Source organism: Rhizobium sp. R711, assembly GCF_002211365.1.
Classification (GTDB): Bacteria; Pseudomonadota; Alphaproteobacteria; order Rhizobiales; family Rhizobiaceae; genus Rhizobium.
Map to the genome: position 1 here is coordinate 1 of NZ_LOKZ01000021.1, position 13,553 is coordinate 13,553.

Sequence of the window (13,553 nt, forward strand, 5' to 3'; positions counted from 1 at the left end):
CGACCATCTTTGAGATGAATGTCGAAAGCTACCGGCGTCGATCCGCCATGGAAGCCAAACGTCAGCGCGGCAGGCCAGCGGCCTTCGCAACAATGAGAAATGCCGCCGAGATTGACGCTGCGCGACAATCAGAAGCCGACGAGGCCCTTGCAAGCGACAATCACCATGATACCGTCGCCGACGACCGCGACACCAGAATCTCATCCAGATTGTCGCGCTGATCTCATCCAGATTGTCGCTCTACAACGCTGCTGGCATGATGGGACACGTGAAGACGCATGATGGTGCGATTGCACCGCTCCATGCATGGCCGAAGGCGCTCATTTTCTAACGAAACAAGGATGGTTTGGAGGTTCAAGTCGCCATGGAGAATGGTCCCGCGCGTCAGCCGGCTTGGCGTTCGCGCTGCTTCAAATCGATCAAACTCTTGATACGTCTCCGTCGGCCACACAAATCTCGACGAGCATGAGCTGGCGAGCCGTCAGACGCGACGGATAGATTTTTGACAGCTGCTCCTCGTGCATGGGAACAATTCGTCGTTCGTCCATACCAACGATTTTGAGCATCTCCTCGGCGGACTCGATCAGACGTGTCTGGCTGCCATTGGCAAGGCCCGGCGGCACAAAGCAGGGATCGGTGGCGTCCTCACCCGTGAGGTTGCTGTAGGTGTAGATGACGTCGCCGGACAGGATAAACTTGCCGTCTCCACCGCCGGTCTCCACCACCACATATTGCGATCCTGCGGTATGGGTGTCGAATGCCGGATAGACATGAACGCCTGGCACCAGGTTTTCCCGCTCTCCCTCCACCAGCTCCAGGCGGCCTTCGATATTTGCCTGGGTCAGATAGAGGATATCCGCCGGATTCAGTCCGGCCTGCAATGAACGGAAGCGCCGACCCTTTGCCAGAATCCACATCCAGGATTCCAATTCTTTCTTCTGAATGAAAATCTTAGCATTTGGGAAGAACTTTAGGCCGCCAATGTGATCGAAGTGCGCGTGCGTGAGGATGACATGCGTGACGTCCTGGGGCCTGATCCCGCATTCCCCGAGAATGATTTCCGGAGGCGTCCAACCGGTAACGCCAATCGAATTGGCGATCTGGCCTCCGAAATCGGCGGCGTCGTGACCGGCATCAACCAGAACGACTGCATCTCCTGTCTTGATGAGAATGTATGCGAACGGCAGGTTCATCGTGCCCTGATTATGGGCGCCGTAAAAAACCCCGCTGACCGGGTGCACCGGGCTTCGAGAGTATTCAAGCACCCAGATCGAATGCGTTCCCATGGTCTTCCTCCCCATGTCCAAGGGACCCTCCACAGCATGCTGTCGTGTCGAAGGTCGACGTGCCTAAGATGGCGGCCGATCGTTTCAGCTGGATCGCCGCATTTGAAAGCAGCCCCAGCAGGGATGCATCTGAAACCAGGACACCGCGCTGCAGGTGCTCCTCCGCCTCGACAAGCAGGCCATCTGCCCGTCCAAGATGGTAGAGTGCGTGGCCCTGTCCTGCGAGAAAGCGCGAGCCCGCAAGCGAGGAACGGACGGATCGCTTTATCTCTGTGGCGCGATCGGCGAGTTCTCCAATCAAGAGGCGCATGCTCTTCTCCCTCAATGCCATATGCATGAAGGAGTAGATCGCGAGAAGCTCGCCATAAGTCCTGACGAGCGCCTCGAGGCATGCGCGCGCCTCCGGCGATGGAACCGAACCCACGAGCGCTTCGCAGCGGAAGCCGCCGAAAACGGTGCCTCCGCGGGCCATCATCGTACAGCCGTCGGCAGCGGAGCGTTTGACGGAAGAAGGCTCGCTTCAGTTAAAGCGTCCCAAAATGCAGGGGGTATTGTCTCGTTGATCGCCTTGACGTTCTGCTCGACTTCCAATGCGCTCTTTGCACCCATGACCAGCGTGGCCACTGCCGGATGCGCATAAACGAATTGCATCGCCGCTGCAGGCAAGCTCACCGCAAATCTCGAGCAAATGCTCTCGATGGCCTTGACCTTTTCGACGACGGCCGCAGGAACCTTGCCGTAATCGTAAGTGGCGGCGGGACCGCCGACGCCTGTCGCCAGAATTCCGGAATTGAAGATCCCGCCGGCGATCACGGAGACGTTCCGCTGGAGCAACTCGTCGAACGCGGCCTCAAGCGGGGCATGATTCAAAAGGGTGTAGCGGCCGGCGATCAACGAGCAGTCGATCGGAAATTCACGAGCAACACCGACCACGGAGTCGGTTTCGTTGACCCCCAAGCCGATGGCTGAGACGGCTCCGCTGGAGCGAAGCTCGTCCAGTGCCTTATAACCCGAGGCCCGCAGCTGATTCCAATAGAACTCGCTTTGGTCGCCGTGCCATGCCCGACCAACGTCATGCACGAGAAGAACGTCGATATAGTCCAATCCGAGGCGCTGCTGGCTGTCTTCGAATGCGCGCATCACGCCATCATAGGTGTAATCGTAGGTATCGAGAAACGGAAGCGGGTCGATCCACTCGATGCCGTAGACGGTTTCAAGCTTCTTTGTCCTGCTGGCGGGCTTCAATACACGACCAACCTTGGTGCTCACCACCACGTTTTCGCGCAGCTTGTTCGCCCTGAGGGCATGGCCAAGATAATGCTCCGATTTCCCAAAGCCATACATTGGCGCGCAATCGAAGTAGCGGATTCCGGCCGCGTAGCCAGCGAGGATCGTCGCTTCGAAGTCGCCGTAGGAGACATCGGCGTTGAAGCCAGAGAGCGGCACCGTGCCTAGCCCCAGCGAAGTTACCCGCACTTTGCTTCTTCCGAGGGGTCTAGTTTCAAGTTCGGTCATGTGATCATCCCTAGATGTCGGTAGGAGGCGTCGAAGCGATGTAGCTTCCGCCATGCCGTCATTGTTCGATTAAAGCCCGTGCCCAATGCGTGCCAGGTCGCGCCGGCGTCTGCCGCCAACCTCACCAGAAATGCTTGATGGACCTCCGTGGCCTGAATCCTCAATCAGCAAGGTGTAAGGTATAATGTCATACCTATAGAGGCAAGCGTTTTTTGCATGCCGCCATCCGCATTTTGCGAATTGCTTAAAAATGCCGCCTACGCGCAACGGGGCGCGGCAGCTCGTCTCAGCCGATCGTTGATTGCCCTGCCAAGGCCAATCAGAGGCACAGGGGCGAATGCAATCACGTCACTCGCGCCGGCCAAGGCGTCGGCTTCACTCATGGCGGTGTAGAGGTTGCGGGCAGCTTCCTGAAGGTCACCGGAAGAAGACAGCGTCAATTGACAGCCCTCGCACTCCGGTCCGAAACCGACCCAGACCATATTGGCGGCAGGACGGTCGACATTCATCTGAACGGCGGCTTCCGGAGCATAATGGCTCTTTAGCTGGCCTGGTGCCGAGACTTTTTGGGGCCCAGTGTCCTCGTCAATCGGGCCGAGTAAAGCTTCCAGTGCCTCCCGCGGAACTGACCCGTGGCGTAGAATGATCGGAGACCCGATCAAAGACAGAATAGTCGATTCCAGGCCGTGATCACATATGTCTTCTTCCACGATTCCCGAAATCCGTCCGTCCAACTGGCGGACAACTTCCACGAAGCGGGTCGAGGTGACCTTCCCGGAACGATTGGCTGAAGGCGCTGCCACCGGAAATCCGACGGCCCGGATCAGCCGTTGGGCGACACTCGACGAGGGAAATCGGATTGCGACATTTTTCATGCCCGCGGTAACTGCGGTTGCGAGCCCCGCGTCTTCCCGCTTTGGCAGGAGCAATGTCAGAGGTCCCGGCCAAAAGCTGGCAGCAGCCAACTCTGCCTCCGGATTGAAATGTGCCATCCTGCGCGCCATTTCCACGTCCGAAACGTGGATAATCAGGGGATTATGCCGCGGGCGTCCTTTGGCTTCATAGATGCGCTCGATCCCGGCGGGGCTGCTGGCGTCCGCGCCGAGCCCGTAAACCGTCTCCGTCGGAAACGCGACAACTTCGCCATTTCGCATTAGCCGGGCGGCAGCTTCAATCGCGCTGTCGCTGACGTCAAAATGACGGGTGGTGGTCATCTTTTTTCCTCGCGCTGGTTCTGGAAGGGAGCAGAGATCGATACGACCAAAGCCATTGGCTCAGGAGGCCCGGTTCGGCGTGCCTCCTGACAGCCTCAACGTCGTCCCCGCTGAGCCAAACTCAGTTCAAGCCGACGACGCTATGCGGCACGTATGGCTCCTCGAGTTCGCGGACCTCGTCGTCGCTTAGCTTGACGGCCAAGGAAGCGACGGCATCCTTCAGATGCTGTAGCTTCGTTGCGCCGATTATAGGAGCCGTCACGCTCGCCTTTGTGTTAAGCCACGCCATCGCAACGAGGGATCGCGGGACGTTCTTGTCGTCTGCAATCTTTGCGACGACGTCTACGACGCGGCGATCCGCCTCGTCCGCGTGACCGTAGAACCGAGCGGTGACATTGTCGGTCTCGGACCTCAAACTGCTTTCATCCCAAGGCCGGCTGAGGCGCCCGCGAGCCAGCGGACTGAACGCGATGATCCCGACCCCTTCAGCTTTACAGAGCGGCAACATCTCCCGCTCTTCCTCGCGATAAAGGAGGTTCATCTGAGCTTGCATCGAAACGAAACGCGACCATCCGGCAGCGTCCGACTTGTAGAGCGCGCGCGCAAATTGCCATGCGTAACAATTGCTGGCTCCGATGTAGCGAACCTTGCCGCTTCGAACGAGATCGGTCAGCGCTTCCAGCGTCTCTTCGATCGGGGTCGAATTGTCCCAGAAATGAATTTGGTAGAGGTCGATGTAGTCGGTCGCCAGCCGCTTGAGGCTGGCCTCAGCCTCCGCGATGATTGCCTTGCGGGAAAGTCCGACCGCATTCGCTCCATTGCGCATCTTGCCGTAGACCTTGGTGGCAATGACAACCTCATCACGCTGCACCATCTCCCTGAGCAGCTTGCCGATGATCTCCTCGCTGGTGCCGTCCGAGTAGGCATTGGCCGTGTCGAAGCAGTTTATGCCGTGTTCGAGTGCCTCCTTGATAAAGGGCCTACTGTCGTCTTCGGACAAGGTCCAAGCATGGTTGCCGCGATCGGCGACGCCGAAACTCATGCAACCAAGAACCAGTTGCGAAATTTTCAGACCTGACCGGCCAAGTTGACGGTATTCCATCTTGTCATTTTCCTTCCGATACGGTTTTCGAGCCGAACTTGGCGAGCGCCTGCGCCAGCTCCGGATGAGATTTGGCGTACTCATGAAGATCGATACCCGCTACGGCGGCATCCCATGCGGCGCGGACGGCTTTCACACCCGCTGAGGGTCCGCCGGGGTGGCTAACCACCCCACCGCCGCAGAGATAAAGGTGGTCGACCGTCTGCCCCGTTCTCCGATATGTCTCCGGTGCCTGCCCGCCCCACTGACCCGAACACACGACCGGCAGAGGACGGTCGGCGTCACTGAAAATCGGTTTCTGGAGATCATGAAACGACTGGACGAAGGAGTCGTCCGGCTCCCAGTATTTGGCGGCGATTCCATTAATCTGGAATTGGTCGACGCCGAGAAGTCGCCAAAGCTGCTGATAGACCGAGAAGTCGAATCCGAGACCTGGATGCCGAGTGAGAAGATCCCAGCCGTTGCGATGGGCGTGCAAGGCCAGAGACGACCGTCGACGCAGAAACAGGAAAGCGCCCATGCCGATCGAATTGATGTTGATCACGGCGGCATTGCCACCCTCGCGCACGACCAGGTCGTGCTTGCGGACCATCTCGTCGGGATCGACGTCGGAAATGCCGAAGGCATACATCACCTTCTTGCCAGTCCGCTGCTCCTGATCACGGATGATCGGCATGATCGCTTTCACCCGCGCCTCCAACGAGGAGTAGGGTGGCGACGTCAGCTTCTCATCGTCCTTGATAAAGTCGACGCCGGACGCGACAAGTTCCGCAACCACTTTCGCCGTCTCCTCGGGGGTCAGGCCCAGCGCCGGCTTGATGATCGTGCCGATGATCGGCCTGCTGTAGACGCCGGTCAGACGCCGCGAGCCCTCGATCCCGAATTGGGGTCCTGGATAGACACCTTCGAACTCCGGAGGCAGTTGCAGGCCGACGATCCGAAGCCCCGTGAATCCTTTGATCGACCAAACGCCGCCAAGCGCAACCGTCGTTAGAGCAGACAGGTCGGTGCCGACCGCTTCGAGCGGATAGGCGACCGTCGCCTGGGCGCGATTGAACGCCCTCCCCTCAGAAGGAAGGGACGGCACGCCGACCGCCTCCAACCTCTCGAACGCTACGATCCTCGCGGCCGCGCGAGCCTTTAGCTCCGGCGTCTCGCCCGGCAAATCGACAAACGTCCCTGTAGATTGGTCGCTCGCTATTTTGGCGGCCAGTGCCTCGGGGTTCCCTGCCTCGATGCGATAGGTGACGAGGATGTCGGAGGGCCTCGGTTGAGCCAATTCAATCGTCATCGGAATCACGTGGTTGGAACTGGCGCGGCCGCGGGAATGAGGCCGGACGATTTCAGATCGTCCCAGAAAACGGCTGGGGTCGGGGTTGAGATCGCGGCGACGTTTGCCGTCACATGTTCCGGCGTCAGTGCGCCTTGCACCACGGCAGTCACCGCGGGATGCGCATAGACGAACTGCGTCGCGGCTGTCGGAAGGGAGACGCCATGGCGTTCGCAGACGACTTCGAGCGCCTCAACCTTCCGCACTATGGCCTCAGGGGCGGGCTGACAATCGTAGGTGCGGGTGGTCGTCCGCGACCTGCTCCCTTCGGCGAGAATGCCGGAGTTGTAGATGCCCGCGGCGATGATACCTATCCCCCGGCGCTGCATTTCCGGATAAAAGTGGTCGAGCGCACCGTGGTTCAGAAGGGTGTACCGTCCTGCGACCATCGAGCAGTTGAGATCGAATTCCTCCGCCACCTGCAGGACCGACGCCGTTTCATTGACGCCGAGACCGATCGCTTTAACCGAGCCCGTCCGCCGCAGTTCGTCACAAGCCTTGTAACCGCTCGATCTCAGCGCCGACAGATGGGTGTCATACGCCTCGCGGTGCCATTCGCCGCTCACGTCGTGGAGGTACAGGATGTCAACGTGGTCCATGCCCAGCCGCTGCTGGCTATCTTCGAATGCGCGCATGATGCCGTCGTAGGAATAGTCGTATTCATCGACGAACGGCAGCGCCTTCACCCAATCGATCCCGTAGAGGCTCTCCGCGCGCTTGGCCCGGCTTTCCGGCTTGAGAATCCGGCCTGCCTTGGTGCTGACAACAACCTTTCCGACGAGATCGTGATTCCTGAGAACATGACCGAGAGAATGCTCGGATTTCCCGAGACCGTAGAGTGGTGCGGTGTCGAAATAGCGAACGCCGAGCTCATACGCTTTGAGCACGACCGCTTCGAAGGCCGGAAAGCTCACGTCAACATTGCAGCCACCGAGGGGCGAGGTACCCAGTCCCAGGGAAGTGAGCGTTACTTCGGTTTTTCCAAGTGTTCTCTGCAGCATTGCTGATCGTTCCTTATTGCCGTAATACCTCGGCGGACGGCTCAAGACCGCCCGCCTCAGTTCCTTGATTTACATGTATTTTTCGACGTTGGTGGCATCGAGGATGAGCCACGGAACGACGTAGTCCTTGTCCTTGCCGCCCTTCCAGTCCATCAGCGAACCCCAGATTTCGGCCTGCGGCTTGTAGTCGTCGCCCTTGATCGCATGCAGCGCAAGGTCGACGGCACCCTGGCCTTCGGCGCGGGCGTATTTGTAGAGCGACACAGCCAGTTCGCCCTTCTTCACGGCACGCTTGGCATCCGGAATACCATCGATCGACAGGACCGGAACGGTCTTGAGGTCGATACCGGCGCTCTTCATCGCCTCGATCGCGCCGAGCGCCATCTCGTCGTTCTCAGCGAGAACGCCGTTGATCTGACCGGGATGGGCGAGCAACCAGTTCTCCATCAGAGCCTGGCCCTCGGCGCGGCTCCAGTTGCCCGTCTTGTTCTCGATGAGCTTCAGATTGGGGAACTTGGCGAGACCGGCGTCGATACCGGCGCGACGTTCGATCTGGGCAGACTGGCCGATAGGACCTTCCATCAGGACGACGTTGCCGCCGTTGGGAAGGCGCTTGCCGAGTTCTTCGGCGATGATGCGGCCGCCTTCGGTGTCGTTGACGATGATCGAGGCAGTGTAGTTCGTCGATTTGGTCTTGAGCGCCGACACGATCAGCGGGATCTTTGCTTCGGCGGCCTTGTCGATCGGCGGTACCGAGGCCTCGAGGTCGAACGGTGACATGATGATCGCGTTGAACTGCTGGGTGATCGCGGTGTCGATCTGGTTTGCCTGATTGAGCGGGTCGTATTTGCCGTCGAAAACGGTAATCTCGACCTGGCCCGACTTAACCGCAGGATGGTTCTTGATTTCAGTCGACCAGGCCTTCATGTATTCGCCGGACTCGCCGAACGACATCGCCGCAATGCGGATCTTGTCTTCCGCGAACGCCAGTTTGGGTCCTGTCAGTGTCGCCGCGACGATCGCCAGTCCCGCACCTGCCCTGAGCAGGCTCCTCCTGAACATCTGCATTTTCTTGCTCTCCTCTGGTTGAAACTGCCCGAACACGCCTTGCATGGCCGGGCATTGTCGCCGACCACGTCGGCGGCAATTCCGAAAATTCGCTATTTGCGGATCTGGTCGGCGATAACCGCGACCACGATGATGGTGCCCTTGAGCACCTGCTGGTAGTAGGAAGACACCCCCATCAGGTCCATGCCATTATTGATGGTGCCGATGATCAGAGCTCCGATGAGCGTACCCAACAACGAGCCACGCCCGCCTGCGAGGCTGGTGCCGCCGATGACGACGGCCGCGATCGCATCGAGCTCGTAGCCGATGCCCGCCTGCGGCAGCGCCGCGGTTGTCCGCGCTGTCAATACAAGCCCCGCCATGCCAGCCAGGAACCCGGAGATAACGTAGGTGGCACCGACAATCATCTTTGTCGAAATGCCGCTCGTGCGCGCCGCCTTCTCGTTGCCGCCGACGGCGTAGACGTAGCGGCCGAAGGTCGTGTAGTTCAGAACGACCCAGCCGATGCCGAATACGAGAAACAGGATGATGATCGGAACGGGGATGTACATGACCTGGCCGGAACCGATCCACTTGTAGGCGTCGGAAAGATTGGGGATCGGGCTTCCCTGGGAGAAGATCAAGGTCAGACCGCGCGCCACGCTCAGCATCCCAAGCGTCACCACGAACGGCGGGACCTTGATCGCGGCAACGAGGACGCCGTTCACGAGGCCGAGGCCCGCGCCGACTGCAAGCCCGGCGAAGATACCGATGAGCACGAAGTGTTCGTTGGTTTCGGTCACCAAGCTGGCAGCGATCATGCCGGAAATAGCCATCACCGAGCCCACAGACAGGTCAATGCCCTTGGTCAAGATCACGAAGGTGACACCGATCGCCAAAATGCCGTTGATCGACGACTGTCGGACCAGATTGAGCCAGTTCGGCCAGCTCATGAAATAAGGGCTGGCAACCGAAAAGAACGCGACGATCAGCAAGAACACCAAGACGATGCTGAATTGCCTCATAATCTCGCCGGCACGGAAGCTTCCCGATTTTTCCACAGCGATTGTACTCATTTTGCAAATCCTCCCATTGGCGGATTGGGGCTGTCGATCAGCTCGCCAAATCCATGAGCGTCTGTTGTGATGCCTCGGCACCGTCGATTACGTTGACGAGCTGCCCCTGTTTGAAGATCGCGATCCTGTCACTGAGCTGCATGATCTCCGGTGCCTCCGAGGAGACCACCAGGACGCCGTTACCCTTTGCCGCGAAGTCTCGCAGAAACGCGTAGATCTCCTGCTTCGAACCTTCGTCGATGCCGCGCGTCGGTTCGTCGCAAATGAGCAGCTTCGGATTTGTCAGAAGGCATCGAGCCAGTACGACTTTTTGTTGGTTGCCGCCTGATAGGGTTTCGACGGCAACATCCGGCGAGGCCGACTTGATCCTCTGTGAGACGATCATGTCTTGGACCGCGCTGCGCTCTTTGTCCCCGCGGATGAAACCGCTGATGGCCATCAGGGCGAGCGAGGAAAGCGTAATGTTATGGGCAATCGATGCCGACAGCACGAGACCGCTGTCCTTGCGATCCTCGGTGACCATAGCCATTCCACGCTGGATCGCGTCCTTTGGACTGCCGGGCTTGACCTTGCCGCCATCGAAGACAACTTCGCCTCCCGTCGGCGAATGCAGCCCAAATATTGTCTCGAGAAATTCGGTTCGCCCCGACCCAAGCAGTCCGTAGATGCCGACCACTTCACCCGATGCGACCTCCAACGAGATATCCCGGAAGTGAGATCCTCGCGCCAAGTTCGAGACGGAAAGGAGGATCGGCGCATCTTCGAGAGGTTTGCCCTTCTCGACCAGCTTGACTTCACGGCCCACGATCTGTGTCACAAGATGACGGCGGTCGATATCCTTGATGTTTCCAGTCTCGATGAAACGGCCGTCGCGGAACACCGTGTACTCATCCGCGATCTCAAAGATTTCGGTGAGTTTGTGAGACACGTAGATAATTGCGGAACCGCGCGCGGTGATCTTGCGGAGCGCGTTGAACAAGACATGGACTTCGTGTTCGCCGATAGCAGATGTCGGCTCGTCCATGATGACGATATGTGCCCGATAGCTGAGAGCCTTCGCAATTTCGACGAGCTGAATCTGGGCGAGGCTCAGCTCCCCCATCTTCTTGGCAGCGTCGACTTCAAAGCCGAGTTCATCGAGGAATGCCTGGGCGTCCCTGCGCATGTGGCTAAAATCGACGAGCACGCCAAGTCGCTTCGGCTCGCGGCCAAGGTAAAGGTTCTCGGCGACGGTCATCTCGGGGACGGGGGAAAGCTCCTGCGTGATGATCGCGATGCCGTGACGCAAGGCGTCAGCGGCGCTTTTGAAGTCGACCTGCTCGCCATCGATCTCCACTATCCCTCCATCGCGGCGGAGCAGTCCCATCGCGATGTTGAGGAATGTCGACTTGCCGGCGCCATTACCGCCGCACAAGGCATGGACGGTCCCGGCCTTTAGAGTTAGTCGGCCATCAACGAGCGCTGGGACGCCGTTGAACGACTTTTCCACGCCCTCGGCCCGCAGAAGCACGCGTGCCGAAGACGACTGCGCGGTTCCCTGAACTGTTATCTTCTCAGTTGCGTTGACCATGATATGACGTCATACCTCATAAAAATCCAAATCTCTGCCACGTCTGTGCGGATCGCATGCCTTATTGGTTCTACGCGCCGTCCAGTTCGAGGATCGCGCGTGCCTCCTGGGGTGTAGCGGGCTCACGTCCGACCTTTTGGGCAATCTCAACAGCGCGCGATATGACTTCCGCGTTCGTGGGTGTGCCGAACTCGCGATAGGGATAGTCGCCTATTCCAATAGCCATGTGGCCGCCCAGACGGCAGATCGCAGGAGCAATGTTCAACAGATTGCCCCCAAGGCAATTGACCGTCCATTCGATCGGCCGGTCGTCGGGCAGAAATGCAAGATGCGCCATGAGACCCGCCTCGGTCGGCGGATGCCCGGTAATGTATCGCCCTCCCGTCAGGTGGAGGAGAAAGTAGGCGGGCCCCCTCACAAGGCCCGCGTCCATCAGAGCGATCGCGCGGCGCGTGAACCCAACAGACCAGGAAACCAGCTTCGGCTTTACGCCCTTTTCGGCCAAGGTACGCGCGTAGTGCGCAAGACTCTCGGTCGTGTTGAGATACAAACGTTCTGGATTTTCGAACCTGCGCGTCTCGGCATCCCAAAGCTCGAGATTGGCCGAACCGGTATCGATGGGCGCAATATCGGGCTTCGTAGCAGGGTCCAATGCCAGGGTTGCGACCGTGTCGATGCGCTTCATGGCGTCGGCATCATTCGAGATAAAGCCGAGCGTGGGAAGGATGAGTAGATCGGTCGCCTGCCTGACTTCGCGGATGATTTCGGCGTTTGCCTCAACGGTGTTTGTCGCACCGCCGTCGGCTGTCCTGGCATGATAGTGCAGAATCGCCGCTCCCGCCTTGCGGGCTGCAACGGCGGCCTCAACGATCTCGTCGGCGGTGTATGGGATATTAGGGTTGGATGTGCGCGGCGCGTACTCGTTGACCCTGGCTTCGAGGATGATTTTCTTTTGCATCTTTCGCTCCTTACGCCGCCAGATAACCCGAGGTGCCCGCCTTTGCCCGCAGGAAGAAGTCATCGGCACCAATCTGCCCGCCCTTCAGCATGACTTCGAGGCCATCGACTTCGGCGTCGCCCGGCGCATCCAGGCGGCAGACATGGCAATTTTGAACCTCGTCAAAAACGGCGATCTCGAGCGCTTCGGCGCCGATTGTCCGCACCGCATAGCTCGAACTGTCACCGCCCGAAAACACGATCCGCGGCAAGGAAACCGCGCGGCGCACGGCACGCGCAACGTCACAGTAGATGGCGCCCAAGCGTTCCGCGGGAACATCGCCGCCGGCCAGACGGCCGGTTTCCCCGCGAGCCGTGTAGATGATTGTAGGTCGACCGCGCTCAAGGCTCTCGATCGCCTTCAAAGCAGCCTCCCGCGCAACTGCCTCAGCATCATCATCGGACCGGACTGTCGAGACATCCAAGTGGACAAGGTTCCACCCGGAAGCTTCGGCCACCGCAATCTGGCGCCCGGTTTGCAGGGCGCAACTGCCTGATAAGACGAGTAGATTTTCGACGCCAGCAATCTCCGTCTTGACGGGCTCCGCCGACGATAGCAGGCCCAAGCGGGCCCAAAGAGCGCCGAGTTGTTGCGCCAAGCCTTGAGCTGCAAGCGCGAACATCGGACGCGTCGGATACCGCGCCCAGAGCAGATCGGCGACAGCCGCAAGATCCGCATTTTCGAGCCCATCGAAAATGACCCCTGCCCCCTCTTGGAAGGCCTTGAAGACACGCTCCTCCATTGCCGAGCGGTTCCGGATTGCGGGAAGCGTGACGTTGACGAATTCCTTATCTGTCTGCCCAGCCAGATGCATGCGCAGATCCGCCTCGTGCATCGGCGTCCTGGGGTGGCGCGACATGCTCGGGTGCCGGTCCAGCCGCTCAATCCTGTCAGCAAAGCGCGCGAAATGATTTCCGAAACAGGTGTAGCGCCCGAAGTCCGGGGTCGCGGCGAGGACTGGAACGTCCCTCTTGCCGAAGTGAGCCGCAGCGCGCGCTAGGACAGCACCATAGCTTCCAACGGTGGGCGACGAGTCGAACGTCGAGCAGATCTTGTATTGGATAAGCGGACTGTTGAGGGTGCGCATGATCGAAAACGCGCTGTCAAGCTCCTCGTCGAGCTCGACGCCAGACAACGCCCTTGCGGTACCGGCGAAGCCAAGCACATCATAAGACAGAGCATCTGTTGACGCCGTCTGTGCTGAAGGGCGTGCGAGATAGAGTTTTCCCTTCACACCACTGCGATGGAACTGCGCCAGGTTTTCGGAAGAACCCGTGAAGTCGTCGCCGTAAAACACGGCCTTGAGCTTGCCAGCTGATGTCATCGGATCCTCCCAATTATCCCGGCCGAGGATATCTTCCTCCATACATCAGCCGGGCCTCACTCTTGACAATACTCATAGAAGCGGCTCATAA

Annotated in this window: 12 protein-coding genes and 1 pseudogene; 1 reads left to right on the forward strand and 12 read right to left on the reverse strand. The window is 59.2% G+C overall.

The genetic code is table 11. The features are described 5' to 3' along the window. A pseudogene (locus ATY80_RS29235) lies at positions 1–221 on the forward strand (hypothetical protein); the annotation flags it as partial. 198 nt (positions 222–419) lie between these two features. On the opposite strand, the gene ATY80_RS17890 reads toward ATY80_RS29235, so the two are convergent. The 12 genes from ATY80_RS17890 to ATY80_RS17945 all read right to left on the reverse strand — a co-directional run bounded on the left by ATY80_RS17890 (position 420) and on the right by ATY80_RS17945 (position 13,462). After that, entirely contained in the window at positions 420–1,286 is an 867-nt protein-coding gene (locus ATY80_RS17890) for an N-acyl homoserine lactonase family protein (protein ID WP_088678648.1), read from the reverse strand. After that, positions 1,258–1,761, reverse strand: a complete 504-nt coding sequence (locus ATY80_RS17895) for a hypothetical protein (RefSeq protein ID WP_245306865.1) — start codon at positions 1,759–1,761, stop codon at positions 1,258–1,260. The genes ATY80_RS17890 and ATY80_RS17895 overlap by 29 nt, the downstream gene beginning before the upstream one ends. Continuing rightward, positions 1,758–2,762, reverse strand: coding sequence for an aldo/keto reductase (locus ATY80_RS17900; RefSeq protein ID WP_245306866.1), 1,005 nt, complete (start codon positions 2,760–2,762; stop codon positions 1,758–1,760). Before ATY80_RS17900 ends, ATY80_RS17895 begins: the two co-directional genes overlap by 4 nt. A 296-nt stretch (positions 2,763–3,058) precedes the next feature. Then, positions 3,059–4,015 carry an L-threonylcarbamoyladenylate synthase gene (locus ATY80_RS17905; protein WP_088693712.1) on the reverse strand — a complete coding sequence of 319 codons (957 nt, stop codon included), beginning with the start codon at positions 4,013–4,015 and terminating at the stop codon, positions 3,059–3,061. Positions 4,016–4,136: 121 nt separating this feature from the next. Next, on the reverse strand, positions 4,137–5,117 hold the full coding sequence (locus ATY80_RS17910; RefSeq protein ID WP_088693713.1) for an aldo/keto reductase: 981 nt from the start codon (positions 5,115–5,117) through the stop codon (positions 4,137–4,139). A 4-nt stretch (positions 5,118–5,121) separates the two neighbouring features. Continuing rightward, positions 5,122–6,408: a 3-oxo-isoapionate-4-phosphate decarboxylase OiaX gene (oiaX, locus tag ATY80_RS17915; protein WP_189637200.1), complete on the reverse strand. Its 1,287-nt coding sequence runs from the start codon at positions 6,406–6,408 to the stop codon at positions 5,122–5,124. 5 nt (positions 6,409–6,413) lie between these two features. After that, complete coding sequence (locus ATY80_RS17920) at positions 6,414–7,448, reverse strand: aldo/keto reductase (RefSeq protein ID WP_088693714.1); 1,035 nt, start codon at positions 7,446–7,448, stop codon at positions 6,414–6,416. Between the two features lie 69 nt (positions 7,449–7,517). Further along, positions 7,518–8,516 (reverse strand): substrate-binding domain-containing protein, encoded by a 999-nt coding sequence (locus ATY80_RS17925; protein ID WP_189637201.1) that lies wholly within the window; start codon positions 8,514–8,516, stop codon positions 7,518–7,520. A 92-nt stretch (positions 8,517–8,608) separates the two neighbouring features. Beyond that, positions 8,609–9,571 (reverse strand): sugar ABC transporter permease, encoded by a 963-nt coding sequence (locus ATY80_RS17930; protein ID WP_088693715.1) that lies wholly within the window; start codon positions 9,569–9,571, stop codon positions 8,609–8,611. A gap of 37 nt (positions 9,572–9,608) precedes the next feature. Next, complete coding sequence (locus ATY80_RS17935; RefSeq protein ID WP_088693716.1) at positions 9,609–11,141, reverse strand: sugar ABC transporter ATP-binding protein; 1,533 nt, start codon at positions 11,139–11,141, stop codon at positions 9,609–9,611. Positions 11,142–11,211: 70 nt separating this feature from the next. Continuing rightward, positions 11,212–12,099: a 3-keto-5-aminohexanoate cleavage protein gene (locus ATY80_RS17940; RefSeq protein WP_004129780.1), complete on the reverse strand. Its 888-nt coding sequence runs from the start codon at positions 12,097–12,099 to the stop codon at positions 11,212–11,214. Between the two features lie 10 nt (positions 12,100–12,109). Then, on the reverse strand, positions 12,110–13,462 hold the full coding sequence (locus ATY80_RS17945) for a four-carbon acid sugar kinase family protein (protein ID WP_088693734.1): 1,353 nt from the start codon (positions 13,460–13,462) through the stop codon (positions 12,110–12,112). Positions 13,463–13,553: the final 91 nt, after the last annotated feature.